Raw genomic sequence first — 19,047 nt, forward strand, 5'->3', positions numbered from 1 at the left:
TCTGACCAATGGCTGATAAATCCAACCCGGCATTCGAAGCGGTATATACTGAATTTCAGTGCCTGATAATGGCCGAAGTAAACCGGCTGAGTATAGATGGCATCAGTGCCACACAATACAATATGCTGGATTTTATTATCCGTAACGGACCATGCACGACCAGCATGCTGGCAAAAGGATTTCATATTTCTCCGCCGGCTGTTTCCCGGCACATGAAAAAATTGCTGGAAAAAAAATACGTACTCCAGGTGCGGGATAAGGACGATCGCCGTCACTATTTTCATCGGATTACCCCCAAGGGAATGAAGCTGGTGAAAAATGCCACCCATCTGCGAAAAAATATGTCGGCAAACATACAACAGGCATTATCCAAACCCGACCTGATCACTTTCACCCGTTTATGCCGGCAGATTGTAGACCAAATTAAATGATTACGCCTGTCTGAGGTTGTTGGCTTTATTGTATCTTCATTTCTGCCGGATATGGAAATCCGTTTAACCCTATTACGATGATTTACAGAGAAGCAACCCTGGCGGATATTCCCGGTTTATTCCGGGTACGTTTAGCCGTAAAAGAGAACAGGCTGGTAAATACCAGTCTGGTTACAGAAGCAGATTATATCAGGTACCTGACCACCGATGGTAAAGGCTGGGTGGCCGCCACTATGCATGCAATTATTGGATTTGCCATCATTGATACGCACAGGAATAATATCTGGGCCTTATTTGTAGATCCGGCTTTTGAAGGGCAGGGCGTTGGCAAAACCTTACAGACAGCAATGCTCCACTGGCATTTTACCCGGTCTGCCGCCCCGTTGTGGCTCGGTACCGGCAAAGGCACCCGTGCAGAAAAATTTTATACCCTTACCGGCTGGAAACCCTGCGGCATCCTGGAAACCGGTGAGCAGAAGTTTGAAATAACCTATGACGCCTGGCAGAACAGGCAATGTTAATGTATCAGAGACTATGAAAAAACGACTACTTTTTGTTATCTTTTTTTTCTTCATGATCGCCGGCAGTTATGCCCAGGAAAACAAACTGCCTGATATGACGCTGACAGACCGGCAACAACATCCCTGGCAGCTGACTGCGCAGAAAGGAAAAGTGATGTTTATCTATCTCTGGAATGGCTATGAACCCAGCGTCAGCGACCTGGCTTTCCTGGAATGGGTGGAGAAACGTTATGGCAACCGGATACAGTATGCCTATATCACAAAAGGGGCCTTTTCCGGCGCGTGGCGCAAACTGTTTGACCGTTTCCCGCAGCTAAAGGGATTGCAGGGTGAAACCGCTGGTAAAGATGAAGAAAAGTGGTCCCGGTTCATGGAGCATTATGCCAGCATTGTACTGGTAGATAAAAAAGGCCGGATCTATTACCAGAATCCTTACCAGTTTGAAGAAGCACTCGATCAATACCTGAAAGAATAAACCGGTATAAACAGCAGGGATCCGGGCACCTTATTTTTGCCCGGATCCCTGCTGTTGATGTGATGTTTATTGTTAACGTTGGAGGATGATTTTAGTGGAACTGCTTTCGCCGGTTTGCGGATCCATTACTTTGATGAAGTAAATACCATCCGGTAATTGTGGCTGCAGATAAAAGTTGTTCGTGCGTAATCTCTCCTGTTGTACCAGTTTACCATTCCGGTCGTATACCAACACCAGCTTATTGGTCAGATTTTTATGGAAGGAAAAATAGACCTGACCTGCTGTTGGATTGGGGAATACGTCCTGTGGTATCAAATAGGACTTGGTTTGCGGTGCTGGCTGTGGCCCGCTGCAGGCAATTACTTTCACGTTTACCGGTTTACGTTGCGGGTGCTCGCATTCAAAGGCCGATGCGGCATAATAGGTTTGCGTAGCAGCCGGACTCACCTTGAAATATTTACCGGTATACAACAGGTTACCACCTGTAGGTGCATCGTACCACCGTATTTCAGCAAGGGTATAAAAAGGTTGGAAGGCATACAGCGTGGCGGTGTCGCCCCTGCAAATCGATGTACTGTCTGCGCCCACTGTGGGTGATACGGAATAGGCGCCCTCATTATAACTCTTTTTTACGGTGTCTGACCGGCAGCCGCTCGCCGGATCAATAGCCTGCACATATATATTTACATTCGCCGGTGTGGCGGGATAAAATGCCGGTTTGAGGATGAAATTTTTATTGACGACCAGATAAGTGGTGTCATAATAGGGCCCGCTGAAGGAACTGTATACCACTTTCACCCGGTAGTTGAATCCTGCCTGATGATTGAGTAGGGGGAATTGCTGCGTGCCACATACGATGCCCTGTGGTACGGTATAAACGGGGTCCGGCAATTTTGTGACGATCACTTTTACCGGTGTACGTATCGGGTTTTCACATTGGAATGCAGCCGTAACATAGTAGGTAGTAGTCGTGGCCGGCGCTACTTTAAACCGGTGACCGGTAAATAATAACCGTCCCTGTATCGGGGCATCATACCAGCGGATCAGGGCTACGCTGTCTACCGGATTGTCCTGCAGAAAGGCGGTGAGAGTGGTGCTGTCTCCTTTACAGATGGTCACACTGCTGGCCGGTACCCTCACGTAGGTGGCATGTCCGCCTTGTACCAAAGACTGGAAGATGGTATCGGACTTACAGCCGGTGATGTTACTGATAGCCTGTAAGCCTACCCGTACATTGGCATTGAAGTAGTAAGCAATATCTTTTATCGTGATGAGCGGACTACTGGTAACGGTATAACTGGTGTCTTTATTCAGTCCGCCAATACCGGTATACTTCACGTGCACCTGGTAGCTGGTGCCTGGCTGGTAGTTGCTGACTGTGAAGGTGGTATTGCCACAGGTGATCTCCTCGGGTAGGGTGTAAACAGGATTGACCGGTTTGGCCTGTACGGTGACCTTCACAGCTTTACGGGCACTGGTGCAACCGTTTACGGTAGCGGTCACGTAATAGGTGGTGGTTACAGCAGGTTTAATGGCAAAGTTGCTGCCGGTGGCCAGCAGGGTACCGCCTGTTGGTGCATCGTACCAGCGTATGATGGCATTAGGGCCGCCATCTGCGGTAAGGGTAGTAGTACCTCCCGCGCATACCGCTGTGCTGTCTGCCGTAACAGGAACGGGTATACGTGGTTTGTACCAGGCATAATACAGCCGGAAGGTAGTCAGTAAACCCAGCAGACTGCTGTTCAGGGTTATTTTCACCCGGTCAAACTGCTGGGCAGGTCTTAGCAGTATTTCCCCACGACTGTTGTTTTGTAGTAAACGTAAGCCGCTGCTGTCAATGACCCGCAGGTCATTATTGGCCACGGCGCCATTAAAGGTTTATATGGTAACCCCTGCCAGGATATTCAGTGATAGCAAGGCATCTCCGGTACCAATGCCCACCACAAGGGAATCGCAGCCGGTACTGCTGGCAGCAGGGAAAATCAGCGTTTGATAAATGCTGATACCCAGCAGGCCTGCCGGTACATTAAACGCGGAATAATCATCCAGGCTGCTGTTATTGACAGGATTGTCAGGCGTACTGACATTGCAAAGCAGGCACAGGCCGGTGACGCCATTGGTCTGCGTATTGGCATATACCTGCGCATGGGTTTTCATAGCGCATAATAACAGGCAGCATAACAGGAGGTAGCCTGCTTTGCGGAATAGGTAAAACTTAACTTTCATGCAAGATGGATTTTAGAAAGAGGTAATCGAAAATGTGGGTCGGGTCTTTTGGGTCTCGGTGATGTATCTGTGCCTGGCTGTATGATGCCGGCATCGCCTGTCTGTATTACGTTGTGCAGTATTATCCCTGTCTGCTACGGGAAAAAGGGCGAGGGGGTAACAAAAAATAAGGGATACCTGACAAGACAAAATTACCTGGATTAACTGCGTCCCGCATACGGATAAAATATAGCTGCCGCTGCCAGATGGCGGAGAGAAGGATATAATATGTACCTTTGCGGACTTTCAACAATTATGATCACTATGCGTGCAGCTATTAGCTATAATAGTATCCTTATACTCGCGGGCCTGAGCTTCGGTACTGCCGCCGTTGCCCAGCAACGGCCAGACACGGTTACCTCCACTCGTCATCTCGATGAAATCATTATTCAGGAAAACCGGCTGGCGGCGCCCTTGAAGGCGGCCAACCGCAATATCACCATCATCAGCAGCAAACAGATTGCTGCCATGGCGGTTACTTCCATCAACCAGGTACTGGCCTTTATTCCCGGGCTGGATGTGCGGCAGCGTGGTCCTGGTGGCGTACAGGCTGATATTGGTATTGATGGTGGTACCTTCGACCAGACCCTGATTCTGCTCAATGGCGTTAAAATCACCGATCCGCAAACCGGCCATAATATGATGAACCTGCCGGTATCGCTGCAGGATGTAGATCATATTGAAGTACTGCGGGGGGCTGCAGCCAGGGTATATGGTATCAATGCGCTGAACGGCGCCATTAACATTGTAACCCGTAAGGCTACCGAAACGGAGCTGACCCTGCGGGCCAGCGGTGGCAGCAACTTTGCGTTGAATGATGAGCGGAATATGTATGGTGGCGTCAGTACCGGTCTTACCGGATCGCTGGTGAAAAATAACAACAGCCATACGGTATCCCTGGAACGCAACCAGGGGAATGGTTATAGATATAATACCGACTACGATAACTTCCGGGCGTTTTATGAGGGCGGCTTCCGTAAGGATACCAACCAGCAATATCAGGTGATGGCTGGGTTTGTGAGCAATAACTACGGCGCCAATGGTTTTTATGCACCGCCTGGTGATAAGGAATCAGAGGAAACCATTAAAACAGTACTGGCGGCCGTGAGCCATACCCGTCGTATCAATCCCCATTGGGTGATGACGCCGCGTATCAGCTACCGCTATACATTTGATGATTACCTGTACATCAAACAAACCCCCGATAAATTCCGCAATAAGCACCATACACAGGTACTGGATGCAGAATGGAACAACACCATTGATACCCGGATCGGTACTTTCGGCGCCGGACTGGAAGCACGTTTTGAGCATATCAACAGTTCTAACCTGGGCGATCATAACAGAACCAACCTGGGCTTGTTTGCAGAATATAAAAGCAAGGCAGACCGCCGCCTGACCTATACCATCGGTGGTTATCTCAATTATAACTCTTTTTATGGCTGGCAGTTTTTCCCGGGCGCCGACATCGGTTTCAATATCACCCCGGACCTGAAACTGTTTGCCAATGTAGGAACTGCCCAGCGGTTACCCACCTATACAGATCTTTATTATAAGAGCCCGGCCATCCTCGGCAACGATCAGCTGGGACCGGAAAGAGCTACTTACGCCGAAGCGGGTATCCGCCGGTATAGCGGACATTTCTCTTTTACCGCCAGTGCATTTTTCAGACAGGTAAGTGATTTTATTGACTATGTGAAAGATACTGCCGGCATTCCTAATCCGGCTACTGTTCCCTGGCAGCCACATAACCTGAACCAGACGAATGTAACGGGTCTGACCTTCAACGCAGGCTATAACACCGTATTACAGCCCCGTGGTTTCTTTAACAGCTTTGGCGTCAACGCAGGATATAACTACCTGTCGCCTGAGTTTAAAGGATCCGCTGTTATGGAGCATAAGATATCACGGTATGTAATAGAAAGCCTGAAACATCAGGTGACTGGTACCGCACAGGTGGCCTTCCTGCAGCATTTCAGCCTGTCGGCTTCCGCCAGGTATAATATGCGGGTAAGCTATACGGATTATATGGTGGTAGATGCCCGTGTTGCGTATAAGCGTTCCCGTTATCAGATATATGCCGATGCCAACAACCTGTTGGATGTAACCTATATTGAAGCCGCTGCGGTGCCGATGCCCGGCAGGTGGATCACCCTGGGTGGCAGCGTAAGATTCTGATATCATTAAAACGGCCGTAGGGCACAACAGGTTTTCACGAAGATGGTTCGTTTACACCTGTTATACCCTGCGGCCGCTTGTTTTCCCCGGAATGAGTTAATGTTTGATAACAGCCGCCCCGGTTGCCCCGACTGTTCCATATAAAAATACTGTATAAATTTTACCGCTTTCCAGCTCCAGGTGGGAGAGGGCATCCTGTGCAATGGGCCAGGGTGTATTGTCTTTGGCCAGGGTGACTGCCAGCGACAACGTACCTGCGTTGACGTTAATGAACGGACCCAGCTGCCAGCGGCTCCCTGTTAAGGTACTGCCGCCGGCCTGACCATAGGCAATGCGATCATGCAACAACGTTGGCTCTTTTTCCAGTAGCCGTACCCGTAGTTCCGGTACGCCGGAAGCCAGGTGTACGAAACGTAGTTTAGCCTGGCCGGGAGGCGGAGCGGTGAGGTCGTCGTAAAAGAGGATGAGGGTATCTTTTGCCGGATCCTGACGTGCCGGCGCGGCAAACACCGTATGGTAGTAACCGGCAATCGGACCATTGGGCCCTCCGGCGGCGCTGTAGGTAGCACTGTTGCCAAACTGCCGGGAGGCTTTGTAGCCCGTGCTGTTACCTTCTGTAATATTGATCTGCACATTACCGAAGGTAGTGGTCAGATAAGGCGATGCCGTGTTCCGGGCCACAGGAGTAGTTGTTACCTGCTGGGTGAAGGTCCAGGCGTGAATGCCTACATCCGCTGTACGGGCATTGACAAAACGGATGTTGGCAGTTAGCGGGGGCCTGTTTCCGGCATCAGTATCCAGGTAGTCCGTCTTGGAACAGCTGCCGAAAAGCAGTGCCACCCAACTATAGCAGAGCATGCGGAGATTTTTTTTCATAGTCTTTAAGTATGTAGGTGTTAAAACCGGGCATACAACCGGGCGAAAGGCTGAATGCCTGCGCTGCCGTTCTGTATACCTACAATGGTGGGGTTACGCAGTCCGGAGATAACCGGATCTGTATAATCGCCCAGTATATTAAATACATTATTGACGCCGATCGTAGCCTGTATGGCTTTGGTAATGCGATACCCCACGGATATATCTGTCACCCAGATAGGTTTTAATTCCTGGAAGAAATAATCCGGTGTGGGGAAGCGGGCATTCTGCGCGGTAGCCGTTGTCACAGATCCGAAGTACACGGTGCGGGCCAGGAAATTAAAACGCGGTGTTTGCAGGATAGCCTGCAGCGTAATTTTTTGCTGCGGAATATTGGTGGTCACACGGGCTTTCTCTGCTTCGCTGAAGATGATATTTTTATATAGTTCCAGTCCCTTAGGTGTATTGACGTCCGTTACTTCATTGTTGACGAAGTTGGCGCCGGCCAGGAGCTGCAATTGATTACGCCGCCACGGGATGCGGTAGCTGCCGGTGATTTCTATCCCCTGTGTACGGGTACTGAAAGCGTTGTAAAAAAACTTGGCCTGTGTGGTACCGGTTTGTAATAACAACGCACGTAAATCTGCCGGCAGATTAGGATCGGTAGCGGAAAAATTACCGGTATTACCCACGCGATTGTCGATGCTGATGTAATAGGCATCGGCACTGAACTCAGCCCGTGGCACGGGTTGAGAGGTGATACCTGCGGTATAGCCGGTAGATCTTTCGGGGGTGAGAGCCGGAATGCCCAGCGCTCTGCTGGCGGCGCTTTTGTTGGAAGCGGTTACCTGGTCAACGGCGCGACCCTGCTGGAAGCTGGTGGAAGTTTCTGTATAATAGAACTGCGCCAGATCCGGCGCCCGGAAGCCCGTGTTGGCAGATGCGCGGATACTGAGCCAGGGCGCGAAACTATAACGGGAAGCTACTTTACCGGTAGTCACGTTGCCGAAGTCGGAAAAGTTTTCTGCCCGCAGGGCTGCAGATACCAGCCACTGTTGGGTGATGTTGGCTTCTATATCTATATAGCCGGCTACAATGGCGCGACTTACATTCACTTCATTGGAGGGCCGGAAGCCGGCATGTATCTGCGATCCGGGAGATAAGCCGTTTAAGGGAATATAACCGCCGTCGGCCACATAGGGTACCCCGTTAACGGAAGTATCTATCCGGTATACCGGCCGCAGGTCTGCCTTGCTGTAGGAGGCCTCTTCTCCGGCGATGATCTGGTAGGTTTCTGTGCGGTATTGTGCGCCAAAAGCAATGTTGATGCCGTGCAGTACTTTGTCCAGATAACGGCTGATATCGAGGCTGGCGGTATTCTGAGAAGCATTGTACCGGCCGGCATCAAAGGTGGTCGGGCTTTTTAAGCCCATACTGGCATTCAGCGAATTGCTGATGATATTGCCGAAATCATTTTTGCCATATACATTGGAGAGATCAATCTGCCACTGACCGGCTTTGGCTTTTACGCCAATGGCGATGCTTTTGTCGGTAATACTGTTGTTCATCTCTGGCAGGAAGCCATCCGGATAAAGCCCGGTGGTGTTACGTTCTGTCCAGCCGGGGAGCCGGTATACCGCCGTAAATTCGGAGTTGCGGTGACTGATACCGCCAAAGGCATATATTTCGGCATTCGCTCTAACGGGGATGGCTGTATTAAAAAACAAGAGGGCATCTTTGGCCTTGTTGCTGCCACCGCCCCGCTGGTCGAAGTGGTGCCGGTCGATGCCACGGCTTTTCATAATGGCTTCATCGATATCGCGGGTGTAGATATTATCGTAGTCGCGGGTGTTGGCGCCTCCGCCGTAGATCGGACCATTGTACAGACCGGCGTCGTCGCGGCCGGGTTGCAGGGAGATGCCCTGGGTGGCAAATTCAGCTGTGGCGTTGAAGTAGCCGCCCTGCTGCCCCAGTTTGATGCCATAATTGATATTGGTACGGGTACTAACGCCATCGCCCCTACGCCGTATACTGCCGGTACTGCTGACGATCACGTCTTGCTGTTGTTTTTTCAGCACGATATTGATGACGCCGGCAATGGCATCGGAGCCATATTGTGCGGCGGCGCCATCCCGTAATATTTCTATGCGCTCAATGGCGCCGGCAGGGATGGAGTTGAGGTCGTAGCCGGTAGCGCCGTTGCCCAGTCCGCCCCAGTTGACATTGGAGCTTTTATGCCGCCGTTTGCCATTGACGAGTACCAGCAGCTGGTCTACACCCAGTCCTTTCAGTTGTACCAGGCTGAGGGCCGAACCGGCATCGCCGGCATTGGTGCCATTAACAGAATGGAAGGAGGGCGATACATATTGCAGCAGCTGGGTGATACTGGTTTGCGGGGCGCTTTCCTGTAGTGTTTTAATATCAATAATATCCACCGGCACCGGGGAGTTGAGTTTGGTACGGTTGGCACTGCGGGAGCCAACGATTTGTACCGCTCCCAGTTGCCGCGTGGTATCCGTACGCGGTTTATCCTGTGCAGACAGGGCGCCGGTAAGGAGGAGCAGGGGAGGAAGCAGTAAGTGTAAATGTTTATACATGCCGGGATATTTTTATGATTAAGGTTTGTGTATCCGGAAACGGTCGTCTGTCAGCGCCACCAGAAAGGCTTCCAGATCTGTGATTTCCGTATTTGTGAGCTGCAGCGGTTTGCTGAGCGATAAGTCGCGGTTAAGACCGTCTTTGATAACTGCGTTCGGATCGTTGTAATAGTTGATGACTTCCCGCAGGGTTTTAAACATACCATTGTGCATATAGGGAGCGGTGACGGCTACATTGCGCAGGCCGGGTACTTTAAAAAATCCTCTGTGGGCGCTGTCGCGGGTGACATCGAACCGGCCGGCATCGCGGAGGGTAGTACCATTGTAAAGACCAATATTTTTGAAACGGTCTGCGGTAAAATCTTCTCCCGAATGACAATTATTGCAATTGGCTTTTCCGATAAACAACATTCTGCCCCGTATAGCCGACGGGGTTAGGGCATTGTCGTCGCCGGCAATATAACGATCGTACGGACTATTGGCCGTTTCTAGGGTGCGTTCAAAAGCGGCGATGGCCTGCAGCAGGTTTTGTTCCGTAGCGGGGCCGTTGAATACCAGCTGGAAGTATTGCCGGTAGCTGCTGCTGGCATTGAGCCTGGCTACTGCTGTGGCAATGGGGAGGCCCATTTCCGCCGGCGAGATAATCGGCTGTAATGCCTGTTCTTCCAGGGTAGCGGACCGGCCATCCCAGAAATAGCTGGGGCGTCCGGAAAGGTTGGTGATACCGGGTGTATTTCTGCTGGTAGGCGTAGCGTGGATACCTTTACTGAAAGCGAGGGTATCGGCAAACCCAAATGCTGGTTGGTGACAGGACGCACAACTGATGCTATGATTGATGGACAGTATAGGATCGAAAAATAATTTCTCGCCCAGCTGTGCCTTTGTCGGAGGATCACTACCATCGTTGTGTATGTCGAATCCCGCTGTAATGGTAAATACACATAGCACACCCAATAAAATGAATATCATTTTCGTTGGTCTCATGTGGCGGTAAATTGAAACAGGCAAAATGCCGGATAACAACAGGGGGTGGGTGTTGTTGAGTTACTGGTTGATCTTTAAAAAACTTGCTGTAATGCGGCTGTAAATGTGTGGGGATCTTGGCATTCCCGGGAGTACGGGCGAGTTTACCCGTACTCCCCAGGAATTATTAATGGGGTCACGTAAGTTGGATGAAAAATTATTTGGCAGTAGCCACGAGTACTACATCCAGATCAAATTCGTCATAGATGGCTTTGTCACCTATGCCTTCAAAAAAGTTTTTAGAACCATACCGGATATTGAATTTGGTACGGTCAACTTTGATAGCAGCTTTAGCAGTCAGTTTATTACCTGCAACGGTTACAGTGGCCGGGAAGGAAATCGGATTGGTAATTCCTTTCAGTGTTAAATTACCGGTTACTTCGTAGTTACCATTGCCTTTGGCAGTAACGCCGGTAGTAACGAAAGTAGCAGTCGGGAACTTTTCTACTGCAAAGAAATCATCATTTTTCAGGTGGCCTATCAGTTTGGCATTACCGTCTGCGTCTTTAATGTCAGTAACGGCAATGGTACGGGTATCCAGGGAGAAAGTACCGCTTTTCAGTACATTGTTTTCAACGTCCAGTTTACCGTCTGCAATGTTGATGGTGCCGGCATGTTGTCCGGCCAGTTTTTTACCGGTCCAGGTCAGTTTGCTCTGTTGTTTGTCTACCTGGAAGGTAGTTGCTTTCGCAGGTACAGTGGTTGATTTAGCAGGTTTTTCTCCTTTGTGGGAAGTTGCAGGATTGGTGAATGACATTAAAATGATCGATCCGCCAATGAATAATAAAGATGCTAATCGTTGCATATAAGTGTGTGTTTAAAATTTGGTGTAAATGTAAGGTGGATACCTGGATAAGCGTTTACGAATTCTGGAATTTAATGTTAAAATTATTTCTCCGCTATCAGTGCATCCAGGTCTTTGTTCCATTTGGCAACATAATCCTGATAATACTGTCCGGTGATCTCTCCGGTGTATCCGGTATGGATTTGTCTTACTTCTCCTTTGCGATCAATAATGATCGTAGTGGGAAACGCCAGGAGGCGGTTGAGCGCCGGTAGTTTCTCTGACGCCACTTTCTTATCAGCAATGCCACCAAAAAGAATATCATATTGTATGTTGTATTTATCTTTTAATTTACCAAGGGTGTATTTCGCGTAAGCCAGATCATCTTTCTGCTCAAAGCCAATGGCAATGGCTTCCACGCCGCGGTCTTTATTTTTATTAAACCAGGGGGAAAGGAAAGAAGTCTGGTCGGTACAGTTGGGACACCACGTGCCGATGATTTCCACGATCACTACTTTCCCTTTGTACTTGTCGTCGCTGAGCGATACGTTTTTTCCATCCAGGTCGGGCAAGGTGAAGTCCAGTTTTTTATAACCTTCTTTCAGATAAGTCAGTTTGTAGGGATCCGGTAATTCGACTGCCGCATTTTTTTCGCCGTCGAATTTTATATTATTATAGATACCCAGGCTGATTTCTCCCGTAAGGGATTTATCATCATTGATTTTCCCTTTGATATAGATGGGACTGGGGCCGGTAAAGCCGGAGAGTTCAAATTCATTGCCGTGTACCGTGCCTTCCAGTTCGCGGCTGTCGCCTACAACAGAAAGGATTACCCCGGTGAGGCGGTTGCCTTCCTGTTTCAGTAAGCCTACCCGGTTGGGTGTAGGTTCCTTACTGTATATTTTCAGGTCCCATTTGCCGCTCACATTAAAGGCGGGTGCAGCTTCCGTGCCTGGTTCGGCAAAACGGTACTGCTGCCCGTATTCGGCTGTGAAGGGGAGGGCATTGCCACTGAAGTTGGGCACCAGGCTTCTGTATTCCCCGGTAATTTTACCATCCGATTCTATTTTGGCCACCAGGGCTGCATCGTAGGTATTCATCTTTATATACAAAGAATCGTTGGCGATCTGCTGTACATGAAAGTCATCCCGGCGGGTGCCGTTGATGAGGGTGAATACTGCGTGGCGGGGATCTTTTCCTTTCAATTCAAAGTTGAACGGTACTTTGGATTCGTTGAGGGTAAATACGCCGCGCCAGATGCCTTCTTTTACAAAAGGTTTTTCAGGGGCTGCCAATACAGTGCTACTCCATAGCGTTGCTACAGATAAGGTGGTCAACAGTAAGTGTTTATACGTTTTCATGTTGGTATTTTTGGTTGAGATGTAAATAATAGTGAGTAGTAACGGGCATGACTATATGATAATAGTTGTGACGGGATGTTACCTGCAGCTTTGCCGGCCGGATAGTAATAACAATACATGATGGTTCCGGTATTTCAGCAGCAATACCTGGCAGGTGTAATAAAGGAGTTGGGAAACAGCGGTGGTGGACAGCTATTTAGTACAGCAGTTGTGCCAACATCGGGCAACCTGGTGATTGTAGAAACTGATAATGCGAGTGCTGTTCATAATTAGAAAATGTGATGGTTTTTCTGGTGGTGAAACAAAGATAGGAGGGGTTCATTTATTTTCCAAATAAAAGTCTATAAATTTTGTAGACTAATCGATAAATCCGCAATCCTGCTATCTTTCAGTAATATGACCTAAATTTGCGTTTTAAACAATCTGATTTGGGTAATTCTGTTTTTTTAATAACACCGCCATTTACACAGCTGAACACGCCATATCCGGCCACTGCTTATCTGAAAGGGTTTCTGAATACAAAAAATATCACTTCGTGTCAGGCTGACCTGGGTATAGAAGTTACGCTGGCTTTATTTTCCAAACAGGGGCTGGAGCAGTTGTTTGCGCATATCGCCGCAGCACCGCCGGCTACCTTCTCAGAGAATGCCACCCGTATATTAGCCCTGCAGGAAGATTACATCCATACCATAGACGCCGTTATTTTATTTCTGCAGGGAAAAAATCCAACACTGGCGCATCTTATCTGTAAACGCGACTTTCTGCCGGAAGCTTCCCGCTTCGCGCAGCTGGACGACCTGAACTGGGCTTTCGGCTCCATGGGTACCCAGGACAAAGCCAAACACCTGGCTACCATGTACCTGGAAGACCTGTCGGACCTCATCATGGAATGTGTGGACCCGCATTTCGGGTTTAGTCGCTATGCAGAACGCCTGAGCCGCTCGGCCAACAGCTTCGATGAGCTGTATGATGCCCTGCAGGCGCCGCATACCTATATCGACAAAATACTCATGGATATCTTCGCTGCACGTATGACAACCATACAACCTGCGATGGTGGCCATTTCGGTGCCGTTTCCCGGCAACCTGTATGCGGCCTTCCGCTGTGGCCAGTGGGTGAAAGCCCATTGCCCGGAGGTGAAAGTGGCTATGGGCGGCGGATTTCCCAATACAGAACTGCGTTCGCTGGCAGATGCCCGGGTATTCGAGTTCGTGGATTTTATTACCCTCGACGATGGAGAAGCTCCCATGGAGAACCTGTTACAGTTTCTCTCCGGCAATAAAACCACGGCAGAACTGAAACGTACTTTTTTACTGGAAGAAGGTAAAGTGGCTTATGTCAACGATAAAGCCACGCACGACTATAAACAGTCGCAGCTGGGAACGCCCGACTACAGCGACCTGCTGCTGGATCAATACATCTCGGCCATTGAGGTGATGAACCCTATGCACAGCCTGTGGAGCGATGGCCGCTGGAACAAACTGACCATGGCGCATGGCTGCTACTGGGGCAAATGTACTTTCTGCGATATTTCACTGGACTATATCAAAATATATGAGCCCATCACGGCATCGCTGCTCTGCGACCGCATGGAAACCATCATTGCCCAAACAGGGCAAAACGGTTTTCACTTTGTGGATGAAGCGGCACCGCCGGCGCTGATGCGGGCATTGGCCCTGGAAATCATCCGCCGGAAGCTGACGGTGAGCTGGTGGACCAATATCCGTTTTGAAAAAAGCTTTACCCGCGACCTGTGTCTGCTGCTCAAGGCATCCGGCTGTATCGCTGTTTCCGGCGGACTGGAAGTAGCATCGGACCGTTTGCTCACGTTGATACAGAAAGGGATCACCGTAGCCCAGGTGGCCCGTGTAAACCGGCATTTCACGGAAGCAGGCATTATGGTGCATGCCTATCTGATGTATGGCTTCCCTACACAAACGGCCCAGGAAACCATCGATGCCCTGGAAATGGTACGCCAGATGTTCCTGGCAGGCATTCTGCAATCCGCTTTCTGGCACCAGTTTACCATGACGGCGCATAGCCCGGTGGGGCTGGACCCGGCGAAGTTCAGCGTGCAGAAAGAAACCGAAGCCATAGGCGCTTTTGCCAACAACGATATTATGCATATTGATCCTACCGGGGCTGATCATGAAAGTTTCGGCTATGGTCTTAAAAAATCGTTGCTGAACTATATGCATGGCGCCTGCCTGGATTATCCACTCTCTAAATGGTTTGAGTTTAAAGTGCCCAAAACCAGTGTAGTACCGGATTATATTACCAATGCCCTGATGGAAGAAGAGGCCGGAACCATCAAGCCTACGTCCAAGGTGGTATACCTGGGTAAACAACCTACTGTGGAGGTGATTACCAAATCCAAAAAGGGGAGTACGTGGGAAGTGTCTTCCCTGACTTTCCAGGGGAAAAAGGATAAGATGAACATCAGTGTACCTCCGCCCCAGGGCAGTTGGCTAACCGGTATGTTGCGACAGCTGGCCGTTTCCAACGCCAAAACCTTCACCCTGCAGGAAGTGAAAGCGGATTATGAGGCGGCGGGCCTGGAAGATTTTGAACTTTTCTGGGATAATAAACCGGTGAATACCCTACACAAAATCGGCTTGCTGAAACTCTAACAGCCCGGTTACAGGCGTACAGGGCAGGTGATAGCCGGTGATCATCTGCCCGTAATCATAAAACCACGCCTGATTATTTTATGAGGGGTGTCTGGTGAAAATATAGTTTAGATCTGATTTTATATAACAACCGGGGTAGGCTGTCTTGTGTTATGTAGTGCTTACCAGACGGGCATCTTTCAGGAAATCATCTTTCTCTTCTTCGGGAAAATAAAAAAACACTTATTTTCGTCATCGATCTCCCCCGCGGTTTTCTCCTCCCAACGTAAGGCTGTTGATATTATTTTAACTAAAAAATTCAAAGGCACTCATTGTGCTAAGGTGGTGCATTCGTAGTAGTAAGGTAGTGGTAAGCATATTGGGTAATATTGTATCATTCATGCGCCACTTTCCCCGCTTTACATGGGGCATGCCCGCATGTTTTCCCGATCTGTCTCTTATTTCACATATTTCCAGTTCCGTATCTTTCCTTCGGCCATCCATTCTACCGCTGTAGCCAGTCGCTCCAGCTGTGTCTTCTCTGTTTTGGCCTCTGTTACCCAGGTAACATATTCTTTTTTGTTGCTGTAGCTGAATGCTTCAAAAGTAGCCAGCGCTTTTTTATTTTTCTTAAGGGCTGCCAGGAAGTAGTCGGGTATATCCAGTTGTTTGCTACCGGTAGCCGGTGTTTTTGTTTTGGAAGGTGTTTTTACCACCCCGGCTTCATTTAAAGCGGCGGCCTCTTTGAGGTACTGCAGGAGTAGTTTATCGGCCGGCAGGTCTTTCAGTTGGGTGATCTTTCCGAAATGTCCCATACCGGTTTCTCCGATCGGCGTAAATAATTTTTCCGGGTCTTTCATGGCCGCGGCTTTCCAGAATCCAAAACTGCAATGTTGTTTGAAGGCGGCCATGTTGCAAAGGATGCTGCCGGCATATTCGAAATGCGGAAAACCCCATTTGATGGTTTCTGTAGCGCCCGGACATGCTTTGTGTACCAGCTTTCGCAGATGTGTGAGGATTGGCACGGCGAAAGGAGCGGCGGCCTGAATGTAGGTGTCTATACGTGGATCTGTTTGTGACATGGCAATCAGTTGTAAGGGCTAAAATAAATAAAAAAGGTATACCGGGGTTTTTCCCGGTATCAGACATGCAGAAAAAGATAAATATTTGCCACCACAAAACTGCACATCATGAGTGATAAAATGTCCTTAGCTGGTTATGACTGTAATAACCAGGGAAACCTGAACACCACCACGGAACAGCTGGAATACAATATGCCTTTTACGGAAGGCCAGCCGATTCCCACTGTTCCTACCTATGGCATGCCGGTTACGGTAAAAGCCTTTTTCGGGATGTTAAATAATTTTTACAGATTATTGTTTAATAATCCGGCTGCAGATGCTATCTTTCAGGATATTCATTATGTAGAATTCAGTAAAGCTTCTTTGTTCCGTGTGCTGAGTCAGGAAGGATGTGAATACGTACGGTTTAATTTTGTTATTCCGGAAAGCACCAGCCAGAAGTTAAGTCTGCTGGCAGAAGGACTGGATAAGAATCATGATCCTATTTTCTATGATCAGCTGTTACTGAAAGCACAGAATAATGATATGGTACCAGCTAAGGGTGACCCCAAAATGGAAGAAAGAGGAAACGGCGGAGAAACCAAAGAGCAAATGAAAGACCTCTTCCGCGCGTTGAAAATACATAACTCGCCATTGGCGGATGCTCCTTTACCAGGATAATTTAATTGATATCAGCAATGAACGGATGGGTATACGGATATTATGTTATGATGGTGGCTTGCTTTATGATAAGCCTCTTCCATCTGCAATACAAACAGGTGAAGCTTCTGACAGCATTATTGGCGGTATCCATCCTGACTGAGTTAATAGTGGAACTGATGGGCAAGCGTGAGTTGCGGTTTTTTATCGTGTATCATTTCTTTGTGGTATTGGAATATAGTCTGATCACGGTCATCATCGGATCGGGGATTAAGTCGCCACGCTGGCGGTTACTCATGAACATTTCCATTCTGGTATTCGGAGTTGTTTCCTTGTTGTACAGCTTCGTATTTGGCGGCTGGAATCACTTTCCCGGTATAAATATTACCATCGAAAGTTTTCTGGTGATCTGCTGGTGTCTTTTATCTTTTTTCTCGATCACGCCGGAAAGTGAAGAGTCGATATTCCAGTTACCCGGGTTTTGGCTGACGCTTGCCTTCTTTGTTTATTTCTCCGGTTCCATGTGTGTAAACGGATTTTATAATCTTTTGCTGGCGAGTGACGCCAATTCAGCCAAACATCTTTTTACACTTTTGAACTCATTATCCAATTACCTGTTGTATATTATGCTGATAAAAGGCATCGTATGCTTTCGATCAAACAGGATCTCTATGTAGCCGTCATATTTATTTCGTTACTGGTCATCGTATTGGGACTGGTAGTGGTGGCGGCTGTGATTAATTACAAAAAGAAACAGGAAGCTTACCTTCATCAGCTGAAATTAATGAAAGAAGACTATGACAAACAGCTGATGTGGTCACAGATTGAAATGCAGGAAGAGGCATTTGCCCACCTCGGACAAGAACTGCATGATGATATTGGCCAACTTCTAAGTAGCACCAAGCTGTTAATTAATGTAACCCAACGAAACCTGGCAACAGTGCCGGATACCCTGAATACGGCAGAACAGACGCTCAGTACTGCCATTCATCACCTGCGGGCATTGTCCAAATCATTCAGCCGTCAGTGGCTCGACCAGTTCAGTCTGGTGGAGAATCTCCGGGCAGAAGTAGAAAGGATCAATACCAGCCGTGCCATAGTAGTGAAGTTTACCCATGAGATGGCGGAACTGCCTTTACAGGCCGAACCCCAGATCATTTTGTTCCGGATAATCCAGGAAGCTATGCAAAACTGTATCAAACATGCCCGCCCTCAGGTCATTGATATCAGTTTACGCATGGACGAAAACACCCTGATCCTGATTATTGCGGACGACGGCGCAGGTTTTGATAAGACAAGTATGTCATCCATTGGTATGGGCATCCGCAACATGCAACATCGGACACAATTGCTCGGAGGTACTATACAATGGGAGGTAACTACTGCTGGCGGCACTGCCGTATTGATAAAATTACCCGTTGATTAATTTTTGATTTATGAACATCACTATCGGTATTGCGGACGATCATCAGTTATTCCTTAAATCCCTCAGTTTACTGATCACGAGCTTTAACGGTTTCTCCATTGTTGCAGAAGCCATGAACGGAAAAGACCTGATGGATAAAATTGCCAATCTGCCGGCCCCTCCGGATATCGTGTTGCTGGATGTAAACATGCCTGTAATGGACGGTATGAAAACAACCGCCGCGCTGAATAAACGTTACCCGGGAATTAAACTGGCTGCTTTATCCATGAAGGATAATGACGCTACCATCATTGATATGCTGAAAGCAGGCTGCTGTGCCTACCTGCTCAAAGATATTCATCCGGCAGAACTGGAAAAAGCGCTCCACGAAATACACACGGTGGGGCATTATCACAACGATATGGCCAACGTAAATTATCGCCGCCTGCTGCTGCAATCGGAACAGAAACAAACCCTCACCGACCGCGAAAGAGAGTTTCTGAGCCTTGCCTGCAGTGATCTGACCTATAAAGCCATCGCTCTTAAAATGAATGTCACGGAGCGAACGGTAGATGGTTACCGGGAGATACTTTTCAATAAACTTAATGTACAAAGCCGTACTGGTATGGTGCTGGAAGCCTTACGCCGCCAGCTGATTACCCTGTAAAAATGCCAGCCGCTGACAGGTGATAACCGGCAGCGGAGAGATAAGACCTGTTTCCCTGCGAGCCGGTTTCACCGGCTGTTGGCCCTTTTTTACCGACATTTCACCACGCTTCACCTGATTATTATTATACCATCCTGCGGGTTATTGTATGTTTG

General features: G+C 48.6%; 17 protein-coding genes. 9 read left to right on the top strand and 8 right to left on the bottom strand.

The features are described from left to right. Positions 1 to 8 precede the first annotated feature (8 nt). From OL444_RS17520 to OL444_RS17530, 3 genes are all read left to right on the top strand, one after another. A complete protein-coding gene (locus tag OL444_RS17520) occupies positions 9 to 431 on the top strand; it encodes a MarR family winged helix-turn-helix transcriptional regulator (protein WP_264731065.1) in 423 nt (140 codons plus the stop codon). A 77-nt stretch (positions 432 to 508) separates the two neighbouring features. Next, on the top strand, positions 509 to 952 hold the full coding sequence (locus tag OL444_RS17525; protein ID WP_264731062.1) for a GNAT family N-acetyltransferase: 444 nt from the start codon (positions 509 to 511) through the stop codon (positions 950 to 952). Positions 953 to 965: 13 nt separating this feature from the next. Continuing rightward, entirely contained in the window at positions 966 to 1,427 is a 462-nt protein-coding gene (locus OL444_RS17530; RefSeq protein WP_264731060.1) for a TlpA family protein disulfide reductase, read from the top strand. Positions 1,428 to 1,499: 72 nt separating this feature from the next. On the opposite strand, the gene OL444_RS17535 is transcribed toward OL444_RS17530, so the two are convergent. Both OL444_RS17535 and OL444_RS17540 read right to left on the bottom strand, forming a co-directional pair. After that, on the bottom strand, positions 1,500 to 3,290 hold the full coding sequence (locus OL444_RS17535; protein ID WP_264731057.1) for an Ig-like domain-containing protein: 1,791 nt from the start codon (positions 3,288 to 3,290) through the stop codon (positions 1,500 to 1,502). A gap of 15 nt (positions 3,291 to 3,305) precedes the next feature. Further along, a complete protein-coding gene (locus tag OL444_RS17540) occupies positions 3,306 to 3,653 on the bottom strand; it encodes a hypothetical protein (RefSeq protein WP_264731055.1) in 348 nt (115 codons plus the stop codon). Between the two features lie 303 nt (positions 3,654 to 3,956). Between OL444_RS17540 and OL444_RS17545 the strand changes: the two genes are divergently transcribed. Beyond that, the gene (locus tag OL444_RS17545; RefSeq protein WP_264731053.1) at positions 3,957 to 5,870 is read left to right on the top strand and encodes a TonB-dependent receptor plug domain-containing protein; all 1,914 of its coding nucleotides are present in this window, start codon (positions 3,957 to 3,959) and stop codon (positions 5,868 to 5,870) included. A 96-nt stretch (positions 5,871 to 5,966) separates the two neighbouring features. On the opposite strand, the gene OL444_RS17550 is transcribed toward OL444_RS17545, so the two are convergent. The 5 genes from OL444_RS17550 to OL444_RS17570 all read right to left on the bottom strand — a co-directional run bounded on the left by OL444_RS17550 (position 5,967) and on the right by OL444_RS17570 (position 12,490). Further along, complete coding sequence (locus OL444_RS17550; protein ID WP_264731051.1) at positions 5,967 to 6,746, bottom strand: DUF4397 domain-containing protein; 780 nt, start codon at positions 6,744 to 6,746, stop codon at positions 5,967 to 5,969. A 20-nt stretch (positions 6,747 to 6,766) separates the two neighbouring features. Continuing rightward, the gene (locus OL444_RS17555) at positions 6,767 to 9,322 is read right to left on the bottom strand and encodes a TonB-dependent receptor plug domain-containing protein (RefSeq protein ID WP_264731049.1); all 2,556 of its coding nucleotides are present in this window, start codon (positions 9,320 to 9,322) and stop codon (positions 6,767 to 6,769) included. A gap of 18 nt (positions 9,323 to 9,340) precedes the next feature. Continuing rightward, on the bottom strand, positions 9,341 to 10,306 hold the full coding sequence (locus tag OL444_RS17560; protein ID WP_264731047.1) for a cytochrome-c peroxidase: 966 nt from the start codon (positions 10,304 to 10,306) through the stop codon (positions 9,341 to 9,343). A gap of 196 nt (positions 10,307 to 10,502) precedes the next feature. Then, positions 10,503 to 11,150: a YceI family protein gene (locus OL444_RS17565; RefSeq protein ID WP_264731045.1), complete on the bottom strand. Its 648-nt coding sequence runs from the start codon at positions 11,148 to 11,150 to the stop codon at positions 10,503 to 10,505. Positions 11,151 to 11,233: 83 nt separating this feature from the next. Continuing rightward, positions 11,234 to 12,490: a peroxiredoxin family protein gene (locus OL444_RS17570; RefSeq protein ID WP_264731043.1), complete on the bottom strand. Its 1,257-nt coding sequence runs from the start codon at positions 12,488 to 12,490 to the stop codon at positions 11,234 to 11,236. Positions 12,491 to 12,918: 428 nt separating this feature from the next. Here OL444_RS17570 and OL444_RS17575 point away from each other — a divergent pair, with 428 nt between their 5' ends. Next, on the top strand, positions 12,919 to 15,120 hold the full coding sequence (locus OL444_RS17575) for a B12-binding domain-containing radical SAM protein (protein WP_264731041.1): 2,202 nt from the start codon (positions 12,919 to 12,921) through the stop codon (positions 15,118 to 15,120). 437 nt (positions 15,121 to 15,557) lie between these two features. Here the strand turns inward: OL444_RS17575 and OL444_RS17580 are convergent, their stop codons facing one another. Further along, positions 15,558 to 16,181, bottom strand: coding sequence for a YdeI/OmpD-associated family protein (locus tag OL444_RS17580; RefSeq protein ID WP_264731039.1), 624 nt, complete (start codon positions 16,179 to 16,181; stop codon positions 15,558 to 15,560). A gap of 108 nt (positions 16,182 to 16,289) precedes the next feature. On the opposite strand from OL444_RS17580, the gene OL444_RS17585 reads away from it, so the two are divergent. The 4 genes from OL444_RS17585 to OL444_RS17600 are packed head-to-tail and all read left to right on the top strand — an operon-like array spanning position 16,290 to position 18,892. Beyond that, positions 16,290 to 16,841 (top strand): hypothetical protein, encoded by a 552-nt coding sequence (locus tag OL444_RS17585; protein ID WP_264731037.1) that lies wholly within the window; start codon positions 16,290 to 16,292, stop codon positions 16,839 to 16,841. Between the two features lie 17 nt (positions 16,842 to 16,858). Further along, positions 16,859 to 17,497: a hypothetical protein gene (locus OL444_RS17590; RefSeq protein WP_264731035.1), complete on the top strand. Its 639-nt coding sequence runs from the start codon at positions 16,859 to 16,861 to the stop codon at positions 17,495 to 17,497. Beyond that, on the top strand, positions 17,467 to 18,246 hold the full coding sequence (locus tag OL444_RS17595) for a sensor histidine kinase (RefSeq protein ID WP_264731033.1): 780 nt from the start codon (positions 17,467 to 17,469) through the stop codon (positions 18,244 to 18,246). The genes OL444_RS17590 and OL444_RS17595 overlap by 31 nt, the downstream gene beginning before the upstream one ends. 10 nt (positions 18,247 to 18,256) lie before the next feature. Beyond that, the gene (locus OL444_RS17600) at positions 18,257 to 18,892 is read left to right on the top strand and encodes a response regulator transcription factor (protein WP_264731032.1); all 636 of its coding nucleotides are present in this window, start codon (positions 18,257 to 18,259) and stop codon (positions 18,890 to 18,892) included. Positions 18,893 to 19,047 lie beyond the last annotated feature (155 nt).

Source organism: Chitinophaga nivalis, from assembly GCF_025989125.1.
Taxonomy (GTDB): Bacteria; Bacteroidota; Bacteroidia; order Chitinophagales; family Chitinophagaceae; genus Chitinophaga; species Chitinophaga nivalis.